This is a genomic window from Streptomyces sp. NPDC032161, from assembly GCF_040636995.1.
Classification (GTDB): Bacteria; Actinomycetota; Actinomycetes; order Streptomycetales; family Streptomycetaceae; genus Streptomyces.
The window spans coordinates 1,049,105-1,075,271 of sequence record NZ_JBEZVN010000001.1 but is presented as its reverse complement, the minus strand read 5'-3'; the positions used below and the strand labels follow the sequence as shown (position 1 = coordinate 1,075,271).

Sequence of the window (26,167 nt, the reverse complement as noted above, 5' to 3'; positions counted from 1 at the left end):
GCCCGTGGACCGGGCCCACGACCGGGCCCGTGGACCGGCATCGTGGCCGGGCCCGCGGACCCGGCACCAGGACCGGTCCCGGGGTGAGGGACAATGAACGCTCTGCCAGGGCGGGTTGATCGCAGAGGGGACGCATGTCGGAGGCGGAGCAGGCACAAGACCCCCAACGGGACAAGGACGGACGTCTTCTCGCGGGGCGGTACCGGCTCGGGGCGGTGCTCGGCCGGGGCGGGATGGGCACGGTCTGGCGTGCCGTCGACGAGACGCTGGGGCGCACGGTCGCGGTCAAGGAACTGCGGTTTCCCTCGGCCATCGACGAGGACGAGAAGCGCCGTCTGATCACGCGCACGCTGCGCGAGGCCAAGGCGATCGCCAGGATCCGCAACAACGGCGCGGTGACGGTCTACGACGTGGTCGACGAGGACGACCGGCCGTGGATCGTGATGGAGCTGATCGAGGGCAAGTCCCTCGCCGAGGCCATCCGTGAGGACGGTGTACTGACTCCGAGGCGCGCCGCCGAGGTCGGCCTCGCGATCCTCGACGTGCTGCGCTCGGCGCACCGCGAGGGCATCCTGCACCGCGACGTGAAGCCGTCCAACGTACTGATCGCCGAGGACGGCCGGGTCGTGCTGACCGACTTCGGCATCGCGCAGGTCGAGGGCGACCCGTCCGTCACCTCGACCGGCATGCTCGTCGGCGCGCCCTCGTACATCTCGCCGGAGCGCGCGCGGGGGCACAAGCCGGGACCGCCCGCCGACCTGTGGTCGCTCGGCGGCCTGCTGTACGCGAGCGTCGAGGGGTCCCCGCCGTACGACAAGGGGTCGGCCATCGCCACCCTGACCGCGGTGATGACCGAGCCGCTCGACCCGCCGAAGAACGCCGGTCCGCTCAAGGAGGTCATCTACGGCCTGCTGGCCAAGGACCCCGACCAGCGGCTCGACGACGCGGGGGCGCGCGCCCTGCTCGACGACGTGATCCACGCACCCGAGAAGCCGGAACCGGTGGTGCCGCCGCCCGCCGAGGCCACCCGGATCATGGCGCTGCCCGGGAAGTCCGCCGAGGGCGGCGGCCGGACGGCAGCGAAGTCCGGTGAGCCGGGCGAGGGCACCCGCGACCGGCTGCGGGGCGCCCTGCGTTCCGTACGCGGCGCGAAAGCGGCACCGGCCGCCGCCGCGACCCCGGCCACCGCACCGCCCACGCCCTCGGTGCCGCCGCCCGCCGCCCCGGCGAACGGCGCCCGGCCGTCCGCGAAGCCCGCCGCGTCCCCCTCGCAGGCGGGAGCGGCGAAGGGGGCGGGCGCGGCAGGAGGCGCGGCCGCCGCCGTACCGCCGCAGCGCCAGGCCACGTCCCCGGCCGCCCCGCCCCGCGCGTCCCTCACGGACGTGGTGCCGCGCCGCACCCTGGCCGTCATCGCGGCCGTGATCGTGCTAGCCGTCGCCGCCACGGTCCTCGCACTCACGCTCGGCAACGGCGACGACAAGAAGGACGCGAGCGCCGGCAACGGCAAGAACGACAAGGCCACCTCGGCCGGGGCCTCCGGCAGCTCCCCGGACGCCGACAGCGGCGACGGCGCCAAGCCCGCGGACGGCGGCGCCCCGGACCAGGACAAGGGCGCGGGCCAGGACAAGGGCCGGGGCGACGGCCCGGACACGGGGACGGACGGTTCGAAGGACGACAAGCCGGACGACGCGCTGCCCGAGGGCTACAAGGCCGTCGCCAACAAGAAGTTCCACTTCTCCATCGCGATGCCCGAGGACTTCCGGTTCGACCGCACGGCCGGCAGCAACTCGGGTGCCATCTACAACACCGACGGCGGCTTCCCGCGCCTCCAGGTCGACTACACCGATTCGCCCGGCGGTGACGCGGCCGCGGCCTGGAACGCCGCGAAGACGGGTGTCGCGGCCACCAGCAAGGGCTACCGCCACCTGGGCGTGAAGAAGGTCGACTACAACGGCTATCCGACGGTCGCCGACTGGCAGTTCGAGCGCATCCAGCAGGGCGAGCGGGTCCGCGTGCTCAACCGGGGATTCAAGGTCGACGCGAAGCACGGTTACGCGATCATGATCAGTTGTCCGGCGAGCGAATGGGACGACGAGGAGTGCCGGACCCTGCGCGCCACCGCGCTCGGCACCTTCGAACCCACCGACTGACCCGCGGGCGGGGGAGCGCCGGGATGCCGCCCCCGGCGCGGTGCTGTCACGCGCCACGTATCGTGAGAACCTGGGACCGTACACGATGGGACAGTCGGTCAACCGCACGCCGAGCGCACGTGGTTGACGTGTGCGAGTGGTCTTCATGGCCGGGGGTAGGCACGCTCTGGGGAGGCGTCATGAACGACTACATGGGTCGGGTGCTCGCCGACCGCTACCGCCTTCCGCTGCCTCCGTCCGATGAGTACGAACTGGTCGAGACCCGGGCGTTCGACACCTACAGCGGGCAGGAGGTGCTGATCCGTCAGGTGCCGCTGCCCGAGGTGGTGGACGCCGAGGTGCTCGACGCGGAGGGCCCGGTGCCCTCGGTCCGGCAGGTCGCCGGGCGGGCCGTGCGACGTCCCGCGGACCCGGCGGTGCGGCGGGCCGTCGAGGCGGCGCAGGCGGCGGCCCGGATCCCCGACCACCCCAGACTCGACCAGGTCTTCGACGTGTTCGCGGAGGCCGGATCGCTCTGGATCGTGAGCGAGTTCGTCGCGGCCCGCCCGCTCGCGGCGCTGCTCGCGGAGCGTCCGCTCGACCCGTTCCGCGCCGCCGAGATCGGCTCCGACGTGCTGACCGCGCTGCGGGTGCTGCACGCCCACGGCTGGACCCATCGCAACATCACCGTCCGCACGGTGCTGATCTGCGACGACGGACGCGTCGTGCTGACCGGCCTGGCTGCCGGGGCGGCGGAGGAGGCGCTCTGCGGGTACGTGTCGACGCCCCGGCCGGACGACGAGGAGGAACTCTCCTACGGCCGCCCGGCGGGCGGGGCGGATCCGGCCGGGGTGTTCGCCCCGCCCCGGCCGTCCCTGCCGCCGCCCCCGGCGGAGCTGCCGGCCTCGCCCGGACCGGTGTCCGTCGAGAAGGGCCGGACGGACGGTGACGCCGACGACGACGCGCACGGGGACGCGGACGACGAGGCCCGCGAGGTCCATGAGGCCCACGAGGCCGATGGTGACCACGACACGTACGCGTACGGAGACGGCGATGCGTACGGAGACGGCGATGCGTACGGGGGCCGGGACGGCGACGACGCCGGGCGCGGAGACGCGGTCCGGCGGGACGCGTGGAGCGGCTCGGCCGGTGAACTGGAGGCCGTGCGACGGCCGGTGGGCCCCGCGCTCCCGGCGCCCGCGCCCGAGGCGGACGGTACCGAGCGGTCGCGGGCCGAGCGAGCCGGGGCGATAGCCGCCTACCGCGAGGGGGCCCGCGCCGCCGCACGGATCAGCGAGGAGCGACGCCGCGCCGGTTCGGGGGAGTCCTCCGGTGACGCGGCGGACACGGCTCCGCTCCCCGTCGGGCGTCCCGCCCGGCCGGACGACCACCCGGACACCGCGGACCCGTACGCCGACGGCCCGCGCGCCGAGGCCCCGCACACTGACGGTCCGTACAACCGCGACGCGTACGCCAACGCCCTGTACGCCGAGGACCCGCGCGCCGAGGCCCCGTACGGCGACGCCCCCTACGGTGACGCGTACGGCGACGAGGCCGACGGCTACGACGACCACGACGGCACCGGTCACGACGACGGGGACGAGGACGGACTCCTGCCCCCCGCCCGCCGGATGCACCTCACCGGCATCTGGAGCGACGGCCCCGGGGACGGCCGCCCCGTCCCCGCCGGAGGCACCGGCGAGTCCGCCGCGCACACGGACACCTGGGGCCCGGTCCCGGTGCTCCCGGCACACCACTCGGGGCAGGAGCACCGCCCCGGCCGCTGGGACGACCTCGTGACGAGCGGGCACGCCGACGACACCCCGTACCGGGGCCCCGACACCCCGCTCGCCGCCGAGCGCGCCCGGCAGGCCCGCATCGCCGTCGTCGGCGCGGTCACCGAGCGCTGGGCGCCCGAACAGGGCGGTCCCATACACGAGAACTGGCGGCTGGCCCCACCGATCGGCCCCGCCACCGATCTCTGGGCGCTCGGCGCGCTGCTCTACCGCGCCGTCCAGGGCCACGCCCCGTACCCCGAGGAGAACGCCGCCGAACTGGTCCAGATGGTGTGCGGGGAACCGCCCGCCTTCGCCGAGGAGTGCGGCCCGCTGCGCCCCGTCGTGGAGTCGCTGCTGCGCCAGGACCCCACCGACCGGCCGGACGTCGAGGAACTGAGCGGCTGGCTGCGTTCCCTCGTGCGGTCCGCGCCCGAACCCGAGGCCGGTCTGGACGTCGTGCCGCTGCCGTCCGCCGACGCCACCCGGCTCCCCGTCGTGCGCCGCCGCGGCGAACTGGTCCGCAGGCGTCGCTTCGGCCGGGGCGCGGCCCACGGCCGCCACCGGCACACCCGCGAACGGCCGGAGCGCACCGGGCCGCCCCGCGAGGAGCAGGGTCCCCGGCCGGAGAAGGCGCCCCGGACGGCCCGGGCGCCGCGCGAACCCAAGGGCCCCAAGGCGCTGCGCACCCCGCCGCCCGGTTCACCGTACGGCGAGGCACGCTCGCCGAGGCGGCTCGGACGCCTCCTCCTGGTGCTGATCCTGCTGGCCCTGGCCGCCGCCGTCGGATACGCCGTGCTGTTCATGCCCGAGGCGGACGACAGGACCGGCGCCGAACCCGGCACCAGCGGCCCGGACACGTCGGCGTCCGGCGCGCCGCGGGGCGGCACGGAAGCATCGGGCGACCAGCCCTCCGCGCGGCCCGGCGGCGCCCAGCAGCCCCAGACCACCCGCTCCGCCGTGGCCCTCGCCGCCGGATACGCCCTGCGCGAGGACCCGGAGGGCTTCGAGGTCGGCGTCCTCAAGAGCTGGCGGCGCACCCCCGCCAACGCGGACCGTCAGATCCGTTACGAAGGCGACGGGTTCACCCTGCTCGTCGTCCCCGGGCGCGACTCGGTCGAGACCGAGGGCGCCGACCCCCTGGCGTACCAGGCGGACAAGGAACGGGAGTTGCGACCGTTCCGCGAGTCCGGCTGGTCGGGGTCGAGCGGGCTGCGCCGGATCGACGTCGGCCGGCAGACCATGGCCGAGGGCCAGTTCACCTGGCAGGACGCGAACGGCCGTGAGGTGTACGCCCGTAATCTCGCGATGATCGTCGACGGCCGGTACCACGTCGTCCAGGTCATCGGCCCGGAGAACCGGCGCGACGAGATCTCGGACATCTACCAACAGGCCGTCGGCTCCTACCGGGTGACGCGCTGAGCCCTTCCGGTCCGCCGCGCGGCAGAAGGCGGAGCGAGCGACAAGCATCACAGTGCGGTCACCACGGGGATGCGAGGTTCCGTGGCCGAGGGCCCCTCCGTAATCTGGCCTCCGAGGGAACGGGGCGGGGATCACGTGGAACGAGCACAGGGTACGGACGCGGGACTGGTGCTGGCCGGGAGGTACCGGCTGGGCGAGGTCCTCGGGCGCGGCGGCATGGGCAAGGTCTGGCGCGCCCACGACGAGGTGCTGCACCGCACGGTCGCGGTCAAGGAACTGACGGCCGGACAGTACGTCGCCGAGGCGGACCGGATCGTCCTGCACGCGCGCACGCAGAAGGAGGCGCGCGCCGCCGCCCGGATCACCCACCCGGGCGTGGTCACCGTCCATGACGTGATCGAGTACGACAACCGGCCGTGGATCGTCATGCAGTACGTCGACGGGCCTTCGCTCGCCGACGCGGCCAAGAAGACCGGCGAGATCGAGCCGCGCGAGGCCGCCCGGATCGGCCTGCACGTGCTGGGCGCCCTGCGCGCGGCACACGCCGCGGGGGTCCTGCACCGCGATGTGAAGCCCGGCAACGTACTCCTCGCCGCCGACGGCCGGGTACTGCTCACCGACTTCGGGATCGCGGCCATCGAGGGCGACTCGACCATCACCAGGACCGGTGAACTCGTCGGCTCCATCGACTACCTGGCGCCGGAGCGGGTACGGGGCGGCGATCCGGGCCCGGCCTCCGACCTGTGGTCGCTCGGCGCCACGCTCTACACCGCGGTCGAGGGCCGCTCGCCGTTCCGGCGCACGTCCCCGATCTCCACCATGCAGGCCGTCGTCACCGAGGAACCGCCGCCGCCGGGGCGCGCGGGCCCGCTCGGCCCCGTGATCACCGCGTTGCTCCGCAAGGAGCCCGAGGACCGGCCGTCGGCGGCGGAGACGGAACGGATGCTGCTCGACGCCATGGAGGGCCGCGAGCCCCGGGCGGCACAGGCGTACGTGCCGACGCAGCGCGTCCCCGACGAGGTCCTGCGCACGCTCGGCCCGGTCACCGCCGACCCGGGCGCCGCACCCGGCGAGACGGGGGCGGCCGGCACGGCCCAACTGCCGCACCCTCCCGGTGAGTCCGCCGCGGGCCCGGTGAACGGCCCGACATCGGCCCCGGTGACCCGGCGCAGCCGCGGCCGGTGGCGTACGGCGGTGCTGGTCCTCGTCGCCGCCGCGCTGATCGGCGGCGGCGCGGGACTCGTCGCGATGAGGTACATGGACCGTGGCGACGACACCACGGCCCGGCAGGGCGGTACGGGCAGGCACGCGCCCGGTACCCCCACCGAGCCGGCGAACAGCCCCTCGGAGAAGCCCGATCCCTCGCGCAAGAGGACGGGGGCCAAGGAGATACCCGACGGCTGGCACCGGGTGGACGACCCCGAGGGCTTCAGCCTGACCGTGCCGGACGGCTGGGAGCGCCGGGCGGACGGCAATCAGATCGACTACACCCCGGACAACGGCTTGCACTACATCCGGATCAGCGTCGACCCGGAGCCCGACTACGAGAACTCGTACATGCACATGCTGAACCTGGAGAAGCAGCTCTCCGAACGGCTCCCCGGGTACGAGCGCGTGACCCTGCACTCCAACACCTACCGGGACCGGCCCGGCTCGCTCTGGGAGTTCACCTGGACGGAGACGAAGAACCATCCGGGGCCGCGCCACGCGATCGACCAGATGTACTTCGGGGAGACGGGCGGCCCCGAGTACGCGCTGTACATGACGGGACCGGCGGAGGACTGGGACACGACCCGGGCGCAGTTCGACACGATCCTGCGCGGCTGGCGCGCGCCCGACGAGTCCGACTGACGGCTGCCGGGTGACCGACTGCCGGATGGTCGTCCGACGGCCGTCGGACGGCTCCCGACCGGGCTCCGGGTTGGGTCTCCTGGTGGTGAAGGGTGCCTGATCAGGGGCTTTGTTGCCAGTGATCGCTGGCGTCTTTGTGGGGTGTGTGAAAACCTGTTACCCACGGGTACCCAAAGTGGTCGGGTGGACGTACTCTCGGCCTCATGACGGACTCGCAGGCCCCCCAGCCCACCCCCGCGGCCCCGGCCGGCGGCACTTCCGCGACCCCGGTCGGCACCAACCCCGTGGCCGCAGCCCCGGCGGGCGTACGCACCGCCGCCGACGTGGTGACGCCCGACCTGGTCGCCCGGCTGACCCGTGACGTGGCCGGCTCCGGCCGCACCGCCAACCACACCCCCTTCACCGGGGAGAAGCTGGCCGATCTGCCCGAGTCCACGCCCGAGGACGTGGCGGGCGCCTTCGAACGGGCCCGTGCCGCCCAGCCCGCCTGGGCCGCGACCCCCGTCCGCGCCCGTGCCGCCGTCCTGCTCCGCTTCCACGACCTCGTCCTCAGCCGCCAGGCCGAGGTCCTCGACCTCATCCAGCTGGAGACCGGCAAGGCCAGGCTGCACGCCCACGAGGAGGTGCAGGCCGTCGCCGTCGCGGCCCGGCACTACGGGCGCCGGGCCGGCGCGTATCTGCGGCCGAAGCGGCACACCGGGGTCGTGCCGACCCTCACGAAGGTGACCGAACTGCGCCAGCCGCGCGGTGTCGTCGGCCAGATCGCGCCGTGGAACTATCCGCTCGAACTGTCCGTCGGGGACGCCCTGCCCGCGTTCGTCTCCGGCAACGCCGTCGTGATGAAGCCCGACACGGAGACCGCGCTCACCGCCCTGTGGGCCCGGGACCTGCTGATCGAGGCCGGGCTGCCCGCCGAGGTCTTCCAGGTCGTCCTCGGTGACGGACCGGTCGTCGGCCCGGAGGTCGTCAAGCACGCCGACTACGTCTCGTTCACCGGTTCCACCCGCACCGGCCGCGAGGTCGCACAGGGCGCGGCGGCGCGGCTGGTCGGGGTCTCGCTGGAGCTCGGCGGGAAGAACGCGATGCTGGTGCTGGAGGACGCCGACGTGGAGAAGGCCGCCGCGGGTGCCGTCCGTGCCTGCTTCTCCTCGGCGGGTCAGCTCTGCATCTCCATCGAGCGGCTGTACGTCCACGAGTCGGTCGCCGACGAGTTCGTGGCCCGCTTCGCCGCCCGCACGAAGGCGATGCGACTCGGCAGCGCCCTCGCCTACGGTGCCGACATGGGCTCCCTGGTGAGCGAACGTCAGCTGGAGACCGTGACCAGGCACGTCGCCGAAGCCGTCGAGAAGGGTGCCACGGTCGTCGCGGGCGGCGTCGCCCGCCCCGACATCGGCCCGCTGTTCCACGAGCCGACCATCCTCGACGGCGTCGAGGCGCCGATGGCGGTCTGCTCCGAGGAGACCTTCGGACCGGTGGTGTCCCTCTACCGCTTCCGTGACGAGGACGAGGCCGTGGCCCTCGCCAACGCCACGCCGTACGGCCTGAACTCGAGCGTCTGGACCAGGAACTCCGCGCGCGGCCACCGGGTCGCCGCCCGGCTGCGGACCGGCACGGTCAACATCAACGAGGGGTACGCCCCCGCGTACGGCAGCGTGCAGTCGCCGATGGGCGGCATGAAGGACTCCGGTCTCGGCCGTCGGCACGGCTCCGAGGGCATCCTCAAGTACACCGAGGCACAGACCGTCGCCCAGCAGCGGCTGATCCCGCTCGCGCCCTCGTTCGGCATGGACGACGCGGGGTACGCGGCGTTCATGACGCGCAGCCTGAAGGCGATGAAGGCGTTCCGCCTGCGCTGACGGCCTCCGTGCCGCCCCGCTTTCCGCCCTTTCCGCACCGAGCCTTCCGTACCGAGCCTTTTCGCTCTGAGTCTTTTCGTACCGAGGAGAGCCATGCCCGAGGACAGCCCTGCCCGGAACCGGACCGCTTCCCGGAACGCGACCGCCTCTCCGGAAGAGGCCATGTCCGGGGAAGGGACCGACGACGACACCGCGTACGACTACGACGTGCTCGTCGTCGGTTCGGGCTTCGGCGGGGCGGTGTCGGCCCTCCGGCTGACGGAGAAGGGGTATCGCGTCGGGGTCCTGGAAGCGGGCCGCCGCTTCACCCGGGGCACCCTCCCCAAGAACTCCTGGGACCTCAAGAACTACCTGTGGGCCCCGTCCCTCGGCCTCTACGGAATCCAGCGCGTGCACCTGCTCGGCAACGTGATGGTGCTGGCCGGCGCGGGCGTCGGCGGCGGTTCGCTCAACTATGCCAACACCCTGTACGTGCCGCCGGCGGCGTTCTTCGAGGACCGTCAGTGGGCGTCCATCACCGACTGGCAGGACGAGCTGAAGCCGTACTACGACCAGGCCAGGCGGATGCTCGGGGTCCGGCTCAACCCGACGACGACCCCCTCCGACGTCCATCTGAAGGCGGCGGCGCAGGCCATGGGCGTCGGCGACACCTTCCACCTCGCCCCGGTCGGCGTGTTCTTCGGCGACGGCGAGGACTCCGACGGCACGGCGCGGGCGGAGCCCGGCGGCACGGTCGCCGACCCGTACTTCGGCGGCGCGGGCCCCGCACGCCGGGCCTGCACCGAGTGCGGCGAGTGCATGACGGGCTGCCGCCACGGCGCGAAGAACACTCTCGAAGAGAACTACCTCCACCTCGCCGAGAAGGCCGGGGCCGTCATCCACCCGATGACCACCGTCGTCGCGATCAGCGACCATCCGGAGGGCGGCCACCGCGTCCTCACCGTCCCCACCGACCGCCGCCGCAGGGCGAGGCCCACCCGGCTGCGCGCCCGCCAGGTGGTCGTGGCGGCCGGTACGTACGGGACCCAGACCCTGCTGCACACCATGAAGGACCGGGGGCTGCTGCCCCGGATCCCGGACCGGCTCGGCGAGCTGACCCGTACCAACTCCGAGGCGATCGTCGGCTCGCAGACCACCGACCGGCGCTACCGCAGGAAGCACGGCGCCGCGCGCGCCGACTTCACCCGCGGCGTCGCGATCACCTCGTCGATCCACCCCGACGAGAACACCCACATCGAGCCGGTCCGCTACGGAAAGGGCTCCAACGCGATGGGCGCGCTGTCCATCCTCCAGGTGCCCTACGGCGGCCAGGCACCGCACGGTGGCCGCCGGGTGCTGGGCTGGCTCGCCAACGTCGCCCGGCACCCCGCCCTCGCCGTCCGTTCGCTGTCCAACCGCCGCTGGTCGGAGCGGACCATCATCGGGCTCGTCATGCAGTCGCTGGACAACTCCCTGACGACGTACCGCAAGCCGGGAGGCATCGGCAAGGGACTGCTCACCGCGCGGCAGGGGCACGGCGCCCCCAACCCGACGCAGATCGAGGAGGCCACGCGCGGCGCCACGCTGCTCGCCGAGGAGATCGACGGCTTCGCCGGCTCGAACGTCGGCGAACTGATGGGCATGCCGCTCACCGCGCACTTCCTCGGCGGTTGTCCGATCGGCGCGAGCGCCGAGGAAGGGGTCATCGACCCGTACCACCGCCTCTACGGACACCCCGGCATATCGGTGGTCGACGGTGCCGCGGTCTCCGCGAACCTCGGCGTCAACCCGTCGCTCACCATCACGGCACAGGCGGAACGCGCGATGTCCTTCTGGCCCAACAAGGGCGAGGAGGACCCGCGCCCGGCGCAGGGCGAGGCGTACGAACGGCTGGCCCCGGTCGAGCCCCGGTCGCCCGCCGTGCCGAAGGATGCCTTCGGCGCGCTCAGACTGCCCTTTCTCGGCATGCCGACGGTCCCGCCGAAGAAGAAGCCGTGAGCGCTGTGAGTGCCGTGGGCGCTGCATGCGTCGTGCGCGTCGTGAGTGCGGTGAGCGTTGTGAGTGCTGTGAGCGTGACGAGTGCGTCGCGATGAACACGGTGTGTAGTGAGTGCGCTGCGACTGCAATGACGCACGTGACCTCTGGGGCGGAAGCGGCAGAAGGGGCCGAAAGGGCTGCACCCCCTCCGAGCGCAGCCCTTCCACGCACCTCGCGCCCTCACCGGGCGTGACCGGCCCTGCGCATGGTTGACCTGCGGTTCGCCGCAATGGTTGCCCGAAGACTCACAAAACCCGGATATGACGCCACTCACGCCGGCCCGGCCCGTCACATCGTTCCGGCCCGTCGCTCCGGCCTGGCCGTCACATCGGCGTGGAGAGGGCATGAGCGAGGGCCCCGCCGTGCCGGACACGGCTGGCGGGGCCCTTCGCGCATCGATATCGGGTCGGTGCCCGGGAGCCGGGGCCGGGGCCGTACGGGCCCTTGCGGTACGCACCGTTCCCGACCGGACGCGGTCGGCTCCGGGCGTCCCCGGAGTCGACCGCGTGGGTGACCGGACTGCTGTCCCCTGCCGACCGGTCACGCACGCCGGGCCGTGGTCCCACGGCGTACCTGCGGTACGCCTCACGTCCCGGCGGAGCCACGCGTGGTTTCCTTCCAGAGCCGCCCCTGGCTGGCACGGACACCGGGACCAACGAAGCCGTCGCGGACCCGGTCACGCGCCGTACGGGTGAGAGCGGGTCCGAACTGGGATACGCCCGCACCCTCTGGGCGGCAGCGCCGTCAGACCCGGCCGCGGCACAGCTCCAGCAGGGTCATGGCGAGGGAGGTGCCGGGCTTGCCGAGCGCGTCCCGGTACTGGCCGAGGACCTCCATCTCGCGGGAGAGGTTGACGCGACGGCCGCCGGATGTGATCCGTGCCTCCTGGATGACGGCCGAGACGGCCATCCGTTCCTGGACGAGACCGATGATGCGGTCGTCGAGGGTGTCGATCCGGGACCGTGCCTCGGCGATCAGCGCGGCGGCCTCCTGGGTGCGCGCGCCGGTCCTCTCCTCGGGGCTCTGCGTGTCCGTGACGCTCCTCGCGTCCGTGTCGGCCTGGGCGGTGGCGGCGGGGGCGGTGCTGGTCATGGCGGGGACTCCTCGTGGGGTGCGGGTGCGGTCCCCGGAGCCGACCGGTCCGGAAACGCCGAGGCGCCCCGGGCCTTTCGGCCCGGGGCGCCTGGGACGTTGCTTGTCAGTGGATCAAGCAGCACGACCATGGCAGCCGGCGGGCCGGATGCCATAGGTAAAGACGAAGGTCGTGTGCTGACGCATAGGGCTCAGTATGGACCGCCCGCGCGGTCTGTCCAAGCGCGACCGGATGCTGAGACCCGTCCCTCCGGCCCCCGCCCCGCGCGACCGGTCCTCCCGTACCCGCGCGACGCCCGGTCCCGTACGTGGGGGAACGGCACGGCACCCGCCCCCTCCGCCGGTACGGGAGGGCGGGCTCGCCCACGGGGACGACGGCCGACTCCGCACCCCCGGTAGAATCGACAGCACCGACCCCCTTTCCACCGTTCACCGCCGGAAGGCCGCCCCCGTGCCAGCAGCACCCCCCGCCGCTCCCGACAGCGCGACCGACGTGGTTCTCGTTGTCGACTTCGGCGCCCAGTACGCCCAGCTCATCGCCCGTCGCGTCCGCGAGGCCCGGGTCTACAGCGAGATCGTCCCGTCCACGATGCCGGTGGCCGAGATGCTGGCCAAGAACCCGCGGGCGATCATCCTGTCCGGCGGCCCCTCGTCGGTGTACGCGGAAGGCGCGCCCACGCTCGACCGTTCGCTGTTCGAGGCCGGGGTGCCGGTCTTCGGCATGTGCTACGGCTTCCAGCTGATGGCGACCACGCTCGGCGGCACCGTCGACGACAACGGCGCCCGCGAGTACGGCCGCACCCCGCTCACCGTCACCAAGAACGGCTCCACGCTGTTCGAGGGCACGCCCGCCGAGCAGTCGGTCTGGATGTCGCACGGCGACGCCTGCTCCGCCGCCCCCGAGGGCTTCACCGTCACCGCGTCCACGGACGTCGTCCCGGTCGCCGCCTTCGAGAACGACGAGAAGAAGCTCTACGGCGTCCAGTACCACCCCGAGGTCATGCACTCCACGCACGGCCAGCAGGTCCTGGAGCACTTCCTCTACCGCGGCGCAGGCATCGAGCCGACCTGGACCACGAGCAACGTGGTCGAGGAGCAGATCGCCGTGATCCGCGAGCAGGTCGGCAGCAAGCGCGCCATCTGCGGCCTGTCCGGCGGGGTGGACTCCGCGGTCGCCGCCGCCCTCGTGCAGAAGGCCATCGGCTCCCAGCTGACCTGCGTGTACGTCGACCACGGCCTGATGCGCAAGGGCGAGACCGAGCAGGTCGAGAAGGACTTCGTCGCCGCCACCGGCGTCCAGCTGAAGGTCGTCGACGCCTCGGAGCGGTTCCTGAGCGCGCTGGCCGGGGTCTCCGACCCCGAGCAGAAGCGGAAGATCATCGGCCGCGAGTTCATCCGCGTCTTCGAGCAGGCGCAGGCCGAGATCATCGCCGAGGGCGCCGCCGACGGCGAGGACGTCGCGTTCCTCGTCCAGGGCACGCTCTACCCGGACGTCGTCGAGTCCGGCGGCGGCACCGGCACCGCCAACATCAAGTCCCACCACAACGTCGGCGGTCTCCCCGAGGACATCGAGTTCCAGCTCGTCGAGCCGCTGCGCAAGCTGTTCAAGGACGAGGTCCGGATGGTCGGACAGGAGCTCGGCCTGCCCGAGGAGATCGTCCAGCGCCAGCCGTTCCCCGGCCCGGGGCTCGGCATCCGGATCGTCGGCGAGGTCACCCGGGAGCGGCTCGACCTGCTCCGCGAGGCCGACGCCATCGCCCGCGAGGAGCTGACGGAGGCCGGCCTGGACCGCGAGATCTGGCAGTGCCCGGTGGTCCTGCTCGCCGACGTCCGCTCCGTCGGCGTCCAGGGCGACGGCCGCACCTACGGCCACCCGATCGTGCTGCGCCCGGTCTCCTCCGAGGACGCCATGACCGCAGACTGGTCGCGCCTCCCGTACGAGACCCTCGCCAAGATCTCGACCCGTATCACCAACGAGGTGGCCGATGTCAACCGGGTCGTGCTCGACGTGACGAGCAAGCCGCCGGGCACCATCGAGTGGGAGTGATCCCCGCGCCCAGCGCCCGGGATGCCCCCTCAGCAGGGTCAACGCCGATGCCGTCGCTCATTCGTTGGGCGGCGGCATCGCCGTTCGTGCTGGGTACGCTGGCTGAGGAGACGAGACTCTGCCCCATGGGAGCAATCATGAGCGCCGCACCCGAGCATGAGCTGAACGAGAAGTACCACTACCCCGTCCCTCCGCCCGAGGGGTGGACGGCGGACGACCTCGACCGGCTTCCGGACCTGCCGCCTCACACCGAGCTGATCGACGGGAGTCTCGTCTTCATGAGTCCGCAGACCAGGTTTCACATGCGCACCACGCGTCTGCTGGAACACTGCCTGCTTGATCAAGCACCGGACGATCTTGATGTCTTCAGAGAGTTCAGCGTCAGGATCGACGGTCGCAACAGGCCGGAGCCGGATCTGTTGGTGGTCCCGTTCGGAGTGGATACGGGACCCCAGCACACATCGGTCGGCCCGGAGGATGTCGTACTGGCGGTCGAGGTCGTCTCGGACGAATCCAGGGACCGGGACCGCGAGGTCAAGCCCCGGAAGTACGCCGCTGTCGGAGTTGCGCACTTCTGGCGGGTGGAGGAAGGGGCGGACGGTCTCCCCCTCGTGTACGTCTACGAGCTCGACCCTGCGCTGAGGGCGTACACAGCGACCGGTATTCACCGCAACAGGCTGAAACTGGACGTCCCCTTTCCGCTGGACGTCGATCTCACCACGATCAACCAGCGGCGGCAACGGGAGCTGTGAGGGGCGCCCCGCCCCGCCGTACCGTCCTCGGCGCGGTCGGCTCCCCGGCACCCCTGGCCACTTGTCGCGACCAGCGGTAGCTTCCGCCTCCCTACGTCCTGGGAGCCGAGGAGGCGTCATGCCCGAGCCCACGCCCGAGCACATGCCGGAGCCCACGCCCGTACCCGTGGACCGGCTCCACTTCGCGATGCCGCCCGTCCACGAGTCGGTGCGGGAGGAGCGTGCACACCGCAAGGAGCGGCTGGCCGGGGCGCTCCGGCTGTTCGGTGAGTACGGGTACGAGGACGGTGTCTCGGGCCATCTCACCGCGCGTGACCCGGAGTTCGCCGACTGCTTCTGGGTCAATCCCTTCGGGGTTCCTTTCGACGGGATCACCATGGACGAGTTGATCCTGGTGAACGGGGACGGCCAGGTCGTCGAGGGGCAACACCACGTCAACCAGGCCGCGTTCGCCGTCCATGCGCAGGTGCACCGGGCCCGCCCCGATGTCGTCGCCGTCGCGCACACCCACTCCGTGCACGGGCGGGCCCTGTCCGCGCTCGGTGAGCTCGTCGAACCGATCACCCAGGAGGCCTGCGCCTTCTACGAGGACCATGCTCTCTACGACGCCTGCACCGGGGTCGTCGTCGACGCGGAGGAGGGGCGCCGGATCGCGGCGGCGCTCGGCAGGCGCAAGGCGATCGTGCTGCGCAACCACGGGCTGCTGACCGTCGGCGGCACGGTGGACGCCGCCGCGTGGTGGTTCATCTCCCTGGAACGCTGCTGCCAGGTGCAGTTGGCCGTGCGCGCCGCCGGGAAGCCGGTGCCGATCGGCCACCGGGACGCCGTCGCCACACGGGAGCATCTGGGCGGCGACCTGGTGGCCTGGACCAACTACCAGCCGCTCTGGCGCCGGATCAGCCGTGGTTTCTGACGCGTCGGCAAGTCGCATCTTCTGGTGACATCGGGCGACTTCTGACGGCCGGATCACTCGCACATTTTTGCGATGTGTGCCGGTGCGTCTCCCCGATGCAGCCCGAGGCTCTTCCGTACGGCACAATTCGCAGCAATAACAGTCGAGTTGACTGGACCGTGGCTGGATCGGGGCTGGAAAGGGCGGCGTTCTCCGTGGCGTTGGACGAGGCGAGGGCGAGCGGCACGCACGGCGGCGGCTGTACGTGCGGCGGCTGCCCGCACGGGGCACGCGAGGGCCATCGGCGCGCGGTGGCGGCCTTCCTCGCCAAACGGGACGAATTCGCCGCGGGGCAGGGGGTGCCGCCGGGGGTCGCACAGTCCGTCTCCGCGACCCGGCAGTGGGTGTCGGACGAGCTGACCCAGTCGGCCAGGACCGTCGCCGAACGGGGCCGGGAGGCGGGGGACGCCTGGCTGTACCGGGTATGGCGGCGCACCCTGATCGCGGTGTGGGGAGGCGTGGCCGTGCTGGTCGTCGCCGAGACCGCCACCGCCATCGGCGCGGGCTGGAGCAACGCCCGTACGGCCGGCCTGATCGCCGGAGTGGTCACCGCGGCCCTGCTGACCGGCGCCGCCCACGTCCACCGGGCCCGCGGCGGTCTGCTCGCCCCGGTGACAGGGGAGGACAACCGGCTCTCCACCTCCCGGGCGGTCGCGGCGTCCTGGGTGCTGCTCGCCGTGTTCTCCGTGCTCGTGCTGGCGCTCCAGCTGGCCGGCGCCTCCGACCACGCCGAGCGCGACGTGCTGATCGAGGGACTGGACCTGGCCAGGGGCGCCGGGGTGGTGACCGTGCTGGCGCTGGTGTGCGCCGTCGCCGTGATCGTGCGCCGGGTGGTGGGCGTACGGGCCCTCTCCGGGCGGCTCCAGAAACTGCGGGCCGAGCGGCCGCGCGCCGCCGATCTGCTCACCGACGACTCGGGGCGGGGCAGCTTCACGGACGTGCAGTACGTGCTGGTGAGCACCGTCGCGGTGCTGTTCGCCGCGATCCGGCTGGCCCGCAGGCCCGAGCAGCTGCCCGACCTGCCCTGGGGGCTCGCGCTGCTGGTCGCCGTCTCGGCGGTCGTGTACTTCGCCGGGAAGTACACGGAGGGCGGGCGCCCGGTGGTCCTCTCGGTGGTCCGGTCCCGGGAGGCCGGGGACCTGGACGCGCCGATCCGTACCGGTGACGACATCGAGATCCGGGGCGCCGGATTCGTGCCGCCCGGCGCCGGGACTCCGGACCGGCTGGCGGGCATGGTCGTGCGGATCGGCCGGGTCCATGTGCACGTACCGCTCGTCCCGGTCACCGGCGGCTTCGCCAACCCGACGGACGGCGTGCTCACCGTTCCGGTACCGGTGGACGTGGAGCCGGGCCGGGTGGAGGTGCAGGTCGTGACCGCGGCCGGGGTGGAGACGAACCCGGTGGAGATCGAGGTGACGGACTGACCGCCGGCCGCGCGGCCTGCGGACCCGGCGCCGCGGGGGCCTCCCGCTGACGGTGCTTCATACCGATGGCGGTCCCGCCGACGGATCTTCCGGCCGGACGGCCCATCGGGGGGAGCGCCGTGTTGCCCCTTCTACGTATCGTCTGATGACGGGATTACGGAAGGATGGGCAGTCACATGCAAGGTTTGCAGGAATTGCCGGGTCTGCGCGGCTACGGAGTGACGATGGGCAGTCCGGGCGGGGCGCGGGGGCTCAAGGAACTCGCACGGGAGCACGCACTGCTGCCGCTGCGGATCTTCCTCGGCGCCACCTTTGTCTACGCCGGGATCGACAAGCTGATGACCGACGGATTCTTCCGCGCGAGCGGCTCGGGCTCCATCGGCGAGATGATGCGCGGAGTGCGCGACTCGTCCGCGATCCCGGCCCTGGTCGACGTCGCGCTGAAGAACCCCGGGGCCTTCGGATACACCATCGCCTTCGGCGAGATCGCCGTCGGGATCGGCACCCTCATCGGACTGTGGGCACGGCTCGCCGCGCTCGGCGGGGCACTGATCTCGCTGAGCCTGTGGCTGACCGTCAGCTGGCAGGTCGAGCCGTACTACTTCGGCAACGACCTGGCCTATCTCGTGGCCTGGCTGCCGCTGCTGCTCGCCGGGGCCGCGGCGTTCTCCGTGGACGCCCTCCGCGCGTCACGACGGCGACGGATCACATAGTTCACCCAGGTCACGGTGGTGGCCAGCCAGAGGCCGCCGAAGAACAGCGGGAAGAAGAAGACCCACGGGGCGTCCCAGGCACCCGCCGCGTCCGCCGCGTAGCCCGCCGCCAGGGCGAGCATCACCAGGCCCGCCACCGCCCGGCCCGGACGGATCTCATGAAGCAGCACGGGTGACCTCCACCTGTCCGATACCGATCTCCAGAGTGAGCTCGACCGTACCCGCGGGCTTGCTCCCCGGGGCCGGCGGCAGCGTCCTGTGCTCGTTGAGCGACGGCCTGACGTCCACGTCGCCCGGCGGCCCGGACGGTGCCTCCCCCGTGCGGTCGACGGGCAGCGTGATGTCGCCGAAGCCCGCCCGGGCGTTCAGCCGCACCGTGACCGCCTTCGGCACGACGACGACCAGACGGCCCGCACCGACCCTTGCCGCCGTCGCGACGGTCTCGCCCTCGGGAACGCTGATCCCGGTGAGGTCCAGTCGCGCCTGCCCGGTGCCCAGCGCGTACTCCGACCGGACCGCCGCCGCCGTGGCGGGCCGCCAGCCCTCGCGCATCCACTGCGTGGTGATGTCCTTCGGCAGCGCGGACGCGCCCGCCAGCAGCACCGCCGTGATCATCGCCAGCATGACCGTGCCGAACCCGGTCCGGCCGAGGAACGAGCTGACCAGCATCCCGAGCCCGAACACCGCGAGCGCCCCGGCCAGACCGAACTGCAGGCTCGTGCCGAGCGGCTGGGACTCCCAGGTCAGTCCCGTGCCGAGCCCGCCCGCGATCAGCGCCAGCAGGAAGACGAGACCACCGATGGAGACCGGGCCCATGGTGCCGGGCTCCCGCCGCGGCGCACGGTACGGATCCCGCGGTGCCGACCCCGGCGTGCGCGGCGGGCGCCCGCCGGGCGACGCGTCGGCCGGACCCCACAGATACCCGTGCGCCACCGGCCCCGTCGTGCCGTCCTTGACGATCGGGGCCCGCCACCACGACGGGCTGCCCGGCGACGGCGGCGCCTTCACCTCGGGCGGCGCGTCCGCCACCGCCTGCGCGGTCGCCGGGTGCGACGGATCCCGGGGCGCCACCGCCTTGCGGTTCTGCGTCCAGACGGCGAAGCCGACGACCGCCAGCGACAGCATCGCGGAGAACGCCAGCGTGCCGCCGTTGCCCAGCATGGAGAGGAACAGCCCGCACCCGATCAGCGCGAGCAGCACCGCGATCAGCGACGCGCCCTCGACACGGCCCGACAGCAGCCTGCGCGCCTCGTTCTCCTCCTCGCCGTCCAGCGGGATCAGCAGCCAGGCGAAGCCGTAGAAGATCAGCCCGATGCCGCCCGTGACGGACAGCACCCCGAGCACGATCCGGAAGAGCACCGGATCGACGTCGCAGTACCGGCCGAGTCCGCCGCAGACCCCGGCCACGACTTTCTGGCGCGGGCTGCGCCGCAGTTGCGGTCGCGGTTCGGGGGGCGGCGCGAGACCCGGGGAGGTGTCCTGGGGAACGGTCATGGCTCCATGGTGACGGGCCGGGCGCGCGTCCGGGACCCGCCCCCACCCTGGCCGATCCCTGATATTCGCCGACGGAACCCCTGGGGAGGCCCGCCGCCGACGGCACGGGGCGCACGGCCGGGGCGGCGCCTCAGAGCCTGTCGGGTGACCTCGATCGGAAAGCGGACGCGGCATGGTGCGTGCGATTCCAAGGCGCCGGGATGTCTTCGGATGGGGTCTCCCCTGCTCCTTGAGAGCTTGGGGAAGGAGCTACGAGGGCATCCCGGTAACGCCGGAAGCGCGCGTGCCAGGGCGTGGCCGCCCGGTCAGAGGCCACCCGGCGGGCTCTCAGGGTGGAGTCCGGGACGGACCCTGATGCCGCGTCCCTTCCAGGCATGTGACCATCGGGTCATGCAAGCCGCCACGCCCCGGGCCATGAGCTCCGTCAGGACCGAGCCGGAGGAGCCGCCGACACGCAAGCTGTACCGCAGCGCCGACGGGCGACTGCTCGGCGGCGTCGCACGCGGTCTCGCCGGACACCTCGGGCTGCCCGTCGCCTGGGTGCGCTTCGTATTCGTCGGCCTGTTCTTCGCCGAGGGACTCGGCGCGCTGCTCTACGCCGTGTTCTGGATCGTCGTCCCGCTCGGTGTCGGTGGAGTGGAGGCCCCGCGCCCCCTCTTCGAGACCGGACCGGACGGCAGACGCAGGCTCCGCAAACCCGACAGGGGACAGGTCTTCGCCCTCATCGCGCTGCTCATCGGCGCGATGATCTTCGTCAGCAACGTCGACATGGGCGGCGGGGCCGACCGTTACATCTGGCCCGCGCTGCTGATCGGTGCCGGTTCCGTGCTGGTGTGGCGGCAGGCCGACAACGCCCGCCGCGCCCGCTGGATGGAGACCGGCAACCGCCGCCGGGTCCTGCACCTGGCCCGGGGGCTCGCCGGGGTCGCCCTGGTCGGCCTGGGCCTGGCCGTCTTCATGGTGGTACGTGGCTCCGCCGCCCAGCTCGGCAACGTCCTGACCGCCGCGATCGCCGTCCTCACCGGCATAGCGCTGCTGGCCGGCCCGTACCTCGTGCGCATGACCCAGGACCTCTCCGAGGAGCGCACCATGCGCATCAGGGCCCAGGAACGCGCCGAGGTCGCCGCACACGTCCACGACTCGGTGCTGCACACCCTCACCCTGATCCAGCGCAACGCCGAGGACGCGGGCGAGGTCCGCCGACTGGCCCGCGCCCAGGAACGCGAACTGCGCAACTGGCTCTACAACCCCGAGGGCACCGGCAAGGAGGAGGGCGACGAACCCGAGACCCTCGCCGAGGCGGTCAAGCGCGCCGCCGCCGAGGTCGAGGACAAGCACGGCGTCCCGCTGGAGGTCGTGGTCGTCGGGGACTGCCCGCTGGACGAGAAGCTGGGGGCACAGATGCAGGCCGCGCGCGAGGCGATGGTCAACGCCGCCAAGTACGGTGGCGAGGGCGGTGCCGTGCAGGTCTACGCGGAGGTCGAGGGCCGTACGGTCTTCGTGTCGGTGCGCGACCGGGGGCCGGGGTTCGACCTGGACTCCGTACCGGGGGACAGAATGGGCGTACGAGAGTCGATCATCGGCCGGATGCAGCGCAACGGTGGCACGGCGCGACTGCGTCCGGTGCCCGGCGGGGGCACGGAGGTCGAGCTGGAGATGGAGAGGGCGAGCGATGACGGAGACCACTGAGACGGCCGGGAGCCAGGGGCCGGCCCGCCGGGTGCGGGTCGTGCTCGTCGACGACCACCGGATGTTCCGTACCGGCGTCCAGGCCGAGATCGGCCGCACCGAGGAGACGGGCGTCGAGGTGGTCGGCGAGGCCGCCGACGTCGATCAGGCGGTCACGGTCATCACGGCGACCCGCCCCGAGGTCGTCCTCCTCGATGTGCACCTGCCGGGCGGCGGCGGCGTCGAGGTGCTGCGCCGCTGCGCCCCGCTGATGGGGGCCGTCGACAACCCGGTACGGTTCCTGGCACTGTCGGTCTCGGACGCCGCCGAGGACGTCATCGGCGTCATCCGCGGCGGCGCCCGCGGCTACGTCACCAAAACGATCACCGGCACCGACCTGATCGACTCGGTCTTCCGGGTCCAGGAGGGCGACGCGGTGTTCTCGCCCCGGCTGGCCGGCTTCGTCCTCGACGCGTTCGCCTCCACGGACGCGCCGCCGGTCGACGAGGACCTGGACCGGCTGACGCAGCGCGAGCGCGAGGTGCTGCGGCTGATCGCCCGCGGCTACGCGTACAAGGAGATCGCCAAGCAGCTGTTCATCTCGGTGAAGACGGTCGAGTCGCACGTCTCGGCGGTGCTGCGCAAGCTCCAGCTGTCGAACCGTCACGAACTGACCCGCTGGGCGACGGCCCGACGGCTGGTCTGAACCGGCCGACCCGGGACGACCGGAACACCGCTCCGGAACGCCGGCCCCGGGGCGCCCGGACCGGCCGCCCCGACGCCCGGCCGGTGCGATATGTCCCGGGGCGCCCGGCCCGGGCACATCGCATCCGTGGCCCGGACCGTTCCGTCCTCCCGCGCTGCGGTGGCTCAGCCGTCCGCCCCGTTGTGGGCGATCGGGACATCGGGTTCGTCGGGTGCGGTGTCCGGTCCGGTGAGCGAGATGTTCAGCTTCTCGCCGACCCTGCGGTAGCCGATGCCCGCGTAGATCCGTTCCACGTCCGCGTCGGCGGGCTCCAGCCACACCACCCGGCAGCCGCGCTCGAAGGCCGTCGCCGTCAGGTGCGCGCAGAGCGCGGCGCCGATGCCGCGGCGGCGGAACGGGGCGGCGACCGCGACCCCGGCCAGTTCGCTGAGGCCGTCGACCGGGACCGAGCAGCCGCCCGCACCCGCCGGCACCCCGTCGAGCAGGGCGAGCGCGGCGGCCCCGCCGCCCTCGGCCGCCGTGCGCAGCCACGCCGCCTCGCCGCCCTCGGGCTCCCCGGTCCCGCCGTAGCCGTGGTGCTGGACCAGGGCGGCGGCGTCGAACTCTGCGTCGGTGACCGGCTCCGCGATCACGAGGGCGTCCACCGGTTTCGGCGGCAGCAGCCCGTCCGGGGCGCAGGCCAGGACCGGGGCGCGGTTCTCGACGGTGAAACCGGCGGCGAGCAGGGCGGGTTCGACCGCCGGAGCCCAAGCGGGCAGGAACTCCAGCCGGGGCAGCCGCCCGCGCTCGCGGAACGCCGTGACCAGGGCGTCGACCTCCGCCGCCGTCGGTTCGGCGTCCCGGTCGGGAATCGCGTAATTGGCGTGCTTGAGCGACCAGTCCGGGTCGTACCGCACGGTGAAGGGCCCGACCCGCAGATGGTGGGGGGAGCGCAGCGCGAGCGTACGGGCATGGGTCTGGACGTCGACGTCCATGGTCATGTGCGGGTGTCCTTCGGCCGGTTGATCCGGTGACGTCCCGGTGCGTACGGCCCGGTGGCGGGCCGGCCGGGGAGCGTGATCGGATTCGGGAGCCTACGCCACCCGGGTCGCCCCGGCGAAGGGCATCTGGTCGAGGGGGGCGATCCGGACGGGGGCTCCCGGGCGCGGGGCGTGGATCATGCGGCCGTTGCCGATGTACAGCCCGACGTGGCTGACGCCCGGGTAGAAGAACACCAGGTCGCCCGGGGCCAGTTCGGAGCGCGACACCCGTTGCCCCGCGTTGATCTGGGTGTACGTGGTGCGGGGCAGCGAGACACCGGCGGCGCGCCAGGCGGCCTGGGTGAGCCCGGAGCAGTCGAACGAGGACGGGCCGGTCGCGCCCCAGACGTACGGCTTGCCGAGAGCGCCGTACGCGAACGCCACGGCCTCGGCGGCGCGGGCGTTCGGCGCCAGGACCGGGCCGCGCGCCAGGTCGCGGTCGGCGCGGGCACCGGATCGCGCGCCGTCCGCGTACGCGGCGCGGTCGGCCGGGGACAGGGAGGCAAGGAGCCGCCGCGCCTCGGCCAGCTTGCTCCGGATCGTCGCCCGGTGCTTCCTCAGCTCGGCCCGGCGCGCCTCCAGGTCCGCCAGTTTCTTCCCGGCCTCCGAGCGCAGCTGGGCGATCCGGGCGACCTGCCGCTCCACCGCGTCGACCTCGACGGCCCGGCGGTCGGCGATCCGGTCCACGTACGAAGCGCGTTCCAGGTACTGGTCGGGGTCGGACGAGAGGGCCAGCTGCACGGACGGGTTCAGCACCCCGCTGCGGTACTGCGCGGTGGCGAGCGAGCCCAGGGCGTTGCGCGCGGTGTTGAGCCGGTCGGTGCGGCGGGCGGCCTCGTCGCGCAGGGCATCGACGTCCTCGGCGGCGGCCCTCGTCCGTTCCTTCGCGCCGTTGTACTTCTCGGTGGCGACCTCCGCGTCGCGGTAGAGCCGGTCCACCTCGGCCTCGACCCGGGCGGGGGTCCGCCGGGGATCGGCGTGCGCCGTGCCCGGCAGAGCGGCAGCGGTCGCGGCCCCGGCGAAGGCGAGGGCGGCCGCGGTGCGGGCAGCGGTGCCGGTGTACGGGCGCTGCTTGGGTTTCCGATGCGCTGCCACGGGGGCGTGCGTCCTTCCTGGCGACTGCCCGTCGGGGACTACCGGCGGGCCCGCCCGAGGCCCGGCGGCGGGGCGCCGGTACGGGAGCGGTCCGCCGCCGGAGCACTCGGCGGGGTGACCGGCGCTCTGTCCGGATGCGGAGCGGGGTGTGGCCGGTCACCTGGTCAGGGACGCTAATCCGAGGGCACGGGAAAGAGTCGTAATGACGCTTATTGTTCTAATTTGGCGTGCCGTTGTCGCCAATCGATCAGGGGAAGCGCATCAGAGTCGGGCAATTGGTGCAGACACGAGTGTGGGTTCAGGAACGTGCACCTGCCTGTCGAGTGGTGATATGGGCAGGGTTAGGCTGCGCCTCATGGACGTACTCATTCATGTCTTGGTCGCCCTGCACATCATCGGGATCGCCTCGCTGCTGGGCGGTTTCCTGACCCAGATGAAGGCCATGGGCGCGGGCACGGCCCGGTTCGTCCCGGCGATGCTGCACGGCGCGCTCACGATGCTGGTCACCGGCGTCGCGCTGGTCGGCCTCCACCAGGCCCAGGGGCACGAGGTGAACAACATCAAAATAGGTGTGAAGCTGCTGATCCTGGTCGTCGTCCTGGCGCTCGTCTACATCAAGCGCGACGAGGAGAAGGTCGACAAGGGCGCCTTCGCGGCGGTGGGCGGGCTGACGCTCGCCAACATCTTCATCGCCACGCTCTGGGTCTGAGCCGCGGTCCCGCCGCGCGAGCCCCCTGGCCGCTCCGGCGCGCAAGCCCCTGACCTTCCTGCCGTGCGAGCCCCTGCGAGTCGTCCCACAGGGGCTCGCCGCTGTACGTCCGCGCCGGGCGCACGGCCCGCGTCGGCCGTACCCCTACGCCGGGCGCACGGCGCTGTGGATCGGCATGTAGTAGATCGACTCCTCGCGCACGTTCGCCCCGGGCTTGGGGGCGTGGATCATCATCCCGTCGCCCTTGTAGATGCCGACGTGGCTGATGTCGTCGTAGAAGAACACGAGGTCGCCCGGCCGCAGGTCCTCGGTGGCGACCCGGGTGCCCGCCTCGACCTGGTCCCAGGTCGTGCGGGGGAGGGTGACATCCGCGGCCTTCCACGCCGCCTGGGTCAGCCCGGAGCAGTCGTACGAGGACGGACCGGTCGCGCCCCAGACGTACGGCTTGCCGATCTGGGCCGCGGCGAAGGCGAGCGCCTTCTCCGCCTTGGTGGTGGCGCCGCTGTCCGAACCGGTTCCGGTGTTCGTGCCGGTTCCGGTGCCGGAATCCGTGCCCGCCTCGCCGTTCGCCTCCTTCTCCGCTGCCCGGCGCTCCGCCTCGGCGGCGGCCTGCCGTTCGGCCAGTGCCCGCGCCTTGCGTCTGGCCTCGGCCTCCTTCTTCCGCTCCAGCTCCGCGAGCCGCGCCTTCTCCTCGGCGGTCAGCTCCGACAGCAGCTCGCGCGCCTCGCCCAGCCGCTTCTGGACGCTCCGCTTGCTCTCCCGCAGCGTGTTCTGCGTCTCGGTCAGCTTCTCCAGGTTCTGCACCGCCTCGGCGCGCTTCTTCGCCGTCCTGGCCTGCCGCGTACGGAACTCCGCTATCGCCTGCTGCTGCCGCCCGGTCATCCGGTCCAGCAACTGGCTCTGGTCGAAGTACGCCTGCGGGTCGTCGGACAGGAAGAAGATGGCGTTCGGGGCGATGGATCCGGTGCGGTACTGCGCGGTCGCGTAGGCGCCGAGCGTGGTGCGGGCCTCGTTGAGCTCGTCGGCGCGCTTCGCCACCTCGTCCAGCAGGGAGTCGACCTTCGTGCGCTGGGCGTCGACGGACTCCTTCGCCTGGTTGTACCGCTGGGTCGCGGCGCCCGCCTGCCGGTAGAGCTCGTCGACCTGCTTGCGTACGTCCTCGATGCCGGGTCTGGGGTCGGGGCCGGGGGCGGCCGTGGCGCTCTGCGTCGAGAGCAGTGTCACCGACGCCAGTGCCGCCGTCGTGAACCCGACGGCCGGTGTGGTGGTGCGCACCCGGGGGCGCGGTTTGCGATGCGACGCCAAGGCGGGCATCTCCTTCCGTGGACCGCCTGCCGGGTCAGCTGTCGGACCAGCTGCCGGGTTCGGGCGGAACGGAAGGCCGCCCTGCGGCCCGTGTGGGGGAGACGGACCGATTCGCCCCGGTACTGCGCATGGGGTCCCGGCT

19 protein-coding genes are annotated in these 26,167 nt (G+C 72.7%); 13 read left to right on the top strand and 6 right to left on the bottom strand.

The annotated features are described in order from the left end of the window. Positions 1-134: 134 nt before the first annotated feature. The 5 genes from AB0E67_RS04530 (at position 135) to AB0E67_RS04510 (ending at position 11,010) form a co-directional block, all read left to right on the top strand. Positions 135-2,150 carry a serine/threonine-protein kinase gene (locus AB0E67_RS04530; protein ID WP_362020804.1) on the top strand — a complete coding sequence of 672 codons (2,016 nt, stop codon included), beginning with the start codon at positions 135-137 and terminating at the stop codon, positions 2,148-2,150. Positions 2,151-2,329: 179 nt separating this feature from the next. Further along, on the top strand, positions 2,330-5,326 hold the full coding sequence (locus AB0E67_RS04525) for a serine/threonine protein kinase (protein ID WP_362020802.1): 2,997 nt from the start codon (positions 2,330-2,332) through the stop codon (positions 5,324-5,326). Between the two features lie 135 nt (positions 5,327-5,461). After that, positions 5,462-7,177, top strand: a complete 1,716-nt coding sequence (locus AB0E67_RS04520) for a serine/threonine-protein kinase (RefSeq protein ID WP_362020799.1) — start codon at positions 5,462-5,464, stop codon at positions 7,175-7,177. A gap of 203 nt (positions 7,178-7,380) precedes the next feature. Continuing rightward, positions 7,381-9,033 carry a succinic semialdehyde dehydrogenase gene (locus AB0E67_RS04515; RefSeq protein ID WP_362020796.1) on the top strand — a complete coding sequence of 551 codons (1,653 nt, stop codon included), beginning with the start codon at positions 7,381-7,383 and terminating at the stop codon, positions 9,031-9,033. 162 nt (positions 9,034-9,195) lie between these two features. After that, a complete protein-coding gene (locus AB0E67_RS04510; RefSeq protein WP_362020793.1) occupies positions 9,196-11,010 on the top strand; it encodes a GMC family oxidoreductase in 1,815 nt (604 codons plus the stop codon). Between the two features lie 783 nt (positions 11,011-11,793). On the opposite strand, the gene AB0E67_RS04505 is transcribed toward AB0E67_RS04510, so the two are convergent. Continuing rightward, complete coding sequence (locus tag AB0E67_RS04505; RefSeq protein WP_362020792.1) at positions 11,794-12,141, bottom strand: chorismate mutase; 348 nt, start codon at positions 12,139-12,141, stop codon at positions 11,794-11,796. Positions 12,142-12,592: 451 nt separating this feature from the next. Here AB0E67_RS04505 and guaA point away from each other — a divergent pair, with 451 nt between their 5' ends. The 5 genes from guaA to AB0E67_RS04480 all read left to right on the top strand — a co-directional run bounded on the left by guaA (position 12,593) and on the right by AB0E67_RS04480 (position 18,029). Then, on the top strand, positions 12,593-14,188 hold the full coding sequence (gene guaA, locus AB0E67_RS04500) for a glutamine-hydrolyzing GMP synthase (protein ID WP_362020789.1): 1,596 nt from the start codon (positions 12,593-12,595) through the stop codon (positions 14,186-14,188). A gap of 137 nt (positions 14,189-14,325) precedes the next feature. After that, positions 14,326-14,940, top strand: a complete 615-nt coding sequence (locus tag AB0E67_RS04495) for a Uma2 family endonuclease (RefSeq protein WP_362021471.1) — start codon at positions 14,326-14,328, stop codon at positions 14,938-14,940. A 142-nt stretch (positions 14,941-15,082) separates the two neighbouring features. Beyond that, positions 15,083-15,853: a class II aldolase/adducin family protein gene (locus AB0E67_RS04490; protein ID WP_362021469.1), complete on the top strand. Its 771-nt coding sequence runs from the start codon at positions 15,083-15,085 to the stop codon at positions 15,851-15,853. A gap of 194 nt (positions 15,854-16,047) precedes the next feature. After that, positions 16,048-17,316 carry a hypothetical protein gene (locus tag AB0E67_RS04485; RefSeq protein ID WP_362021466.1) on the top strand — a complete coding sequence of 423 codons (1,269 nt, stop codon included), beginning with the start codon at positions 16,048-16,050 and terminating at the stop codon, positions 17,314-17,316. Between the two features lie 224 nt (positions 17,317-17,540). Further along, positions 17,541-18,029: a DoxX family protein gene (locus tag AB0E67_RS04480; RefSeq protein WP_362021465.1), complete on the top strand. Its 489-nt coding sequence runs from the start codon at positions 17,541-17,543 to the stop codon at positions 18,027-18,029. Here the strand turns inward: AB0E67_RS04480 and AB0E67_RS04475 are convergent. Further along, positions 17,936-18,199, bottom strand: a complete 264-nt coding sequence (locus tag AB0E67_RS04475; RefSeq protein ID WP_362020786.1) for a hypothetical protein — start codon at positions 18,197-18,199, stop codon at positions 17,936-17,938. The genes AB0E67_RS04480 and AB0E67_RS04475 overlap by 94 nt on opposite strands. After that, complete coding sequence (locus AB0E67_RS04470; protein ID WP_362020783.1) at positions 18,186-19,523, bottom strand: PspC domain-containing protein; 1,338 nt, start codon at positions 19,521-19,523, stop codon at positions 18,186-18,188. The genes AB0E67_RS04475 and AB0E67_RS04470 overlap by 14 nt, the downstream gene beginning before the upstream one ends. 390 nt (positions 19,524-19,913) lie before the next feature. Here AB0E67_RS04470 and AB0E67_RS04465 point away from each other — a divergent pair, with 390 nt between their 5' ends. After that, positions 19,914-21,212 (top strand): PspC domain-containing protein, encoded by a 1,299-nt coding sequence (locus tag AB0E67_RS04465; protein ID WP_362020780.1) that lies wholly within the window; start codon positions 19,914-19,916, stop codon positions 21,210-21,212. Beyond that, the gene (locus tag AB0E67_RS04460; RefSeq protein ID WP_362020777.1) at positions 21,196-21,897 is read left to right on the top strand and encodes a response regulator transcription factor; all 702 of its coding nucleotides are present in this window, start codon (positions 21,196-21,198) and stop codon (positions 21,895-21,897) included. Before AB0E67_RS04465 ends, AB0E67_RS04460 begins: the two co-directional genes overlap by 17 nt. Before the next feature lie 164 nt (positions 21,898-22,061). On the opposite strand, the gene AB0E67_RS04455 is transcribed toward AB0E67_RS04460, so the two are convergent. Both AB0E67_RS04455 and AB0E67_RS04450 read right to left on the bottom strand, forming a co-directional pair. Beyond that, positions 22,062-22,877 (bottom strand): GNAT family N-acetyltransferase, encoded by an 816-nt coding sequence (locus AB0E67_RS04455; protein ID WP_362020775.1) that lies wholly within the window; start codon positions 22,875-22,877, stop codon positions 22,062-22,064. 93 nt (positions 22,878-22,970) lie between these two features. Beyond that, positions 22,971-24,011, bottom strand: a complete 1,041-nt coding sequence (locus AB0E67_RS04450) for an NlpC/P60 family protein (RefSeq protein WP_362020772.1) — start codon at positions 24,009-24,011, stop codon at positions 22,971-22,973. A gap of 355 nt (positions 24,012-24,366) precedes the next feature. On the opposite strand from AB0E67_RS04450, the gene AB0E67_RS04445 reads away from it, so the two are divergent. Then, a complete protein-coding gene (locus AB0E67_RS04445; RefSeq protein WP_362020769.1) occupies positions 24,367-24,720 on the top strand; it encodes a hypothetical protein in 354 nt (117 codons plus the stop codon). Between the two features lie 144 nt (positions 24,721-24,864). On the opposite strand, the gene AB0E67_RS04440 is transcribed toward AB0E67_RS04445, so the two are convergent. Next, the gene (locus tag AB0E67_RS04440) at positions 24,865-26,034 is read right to left on the bottom strand and encodes an NlpC/P60 family protein (protein WP_362020766.1); all 1,170 of its coding nucleotides are present in this window, start codon (positions 26,032-26,034) and stop codon (positions 24,865-24,867) included. Between the last annotated feature and the right edge of the window lie 133 nt (positions 26,035-26,167).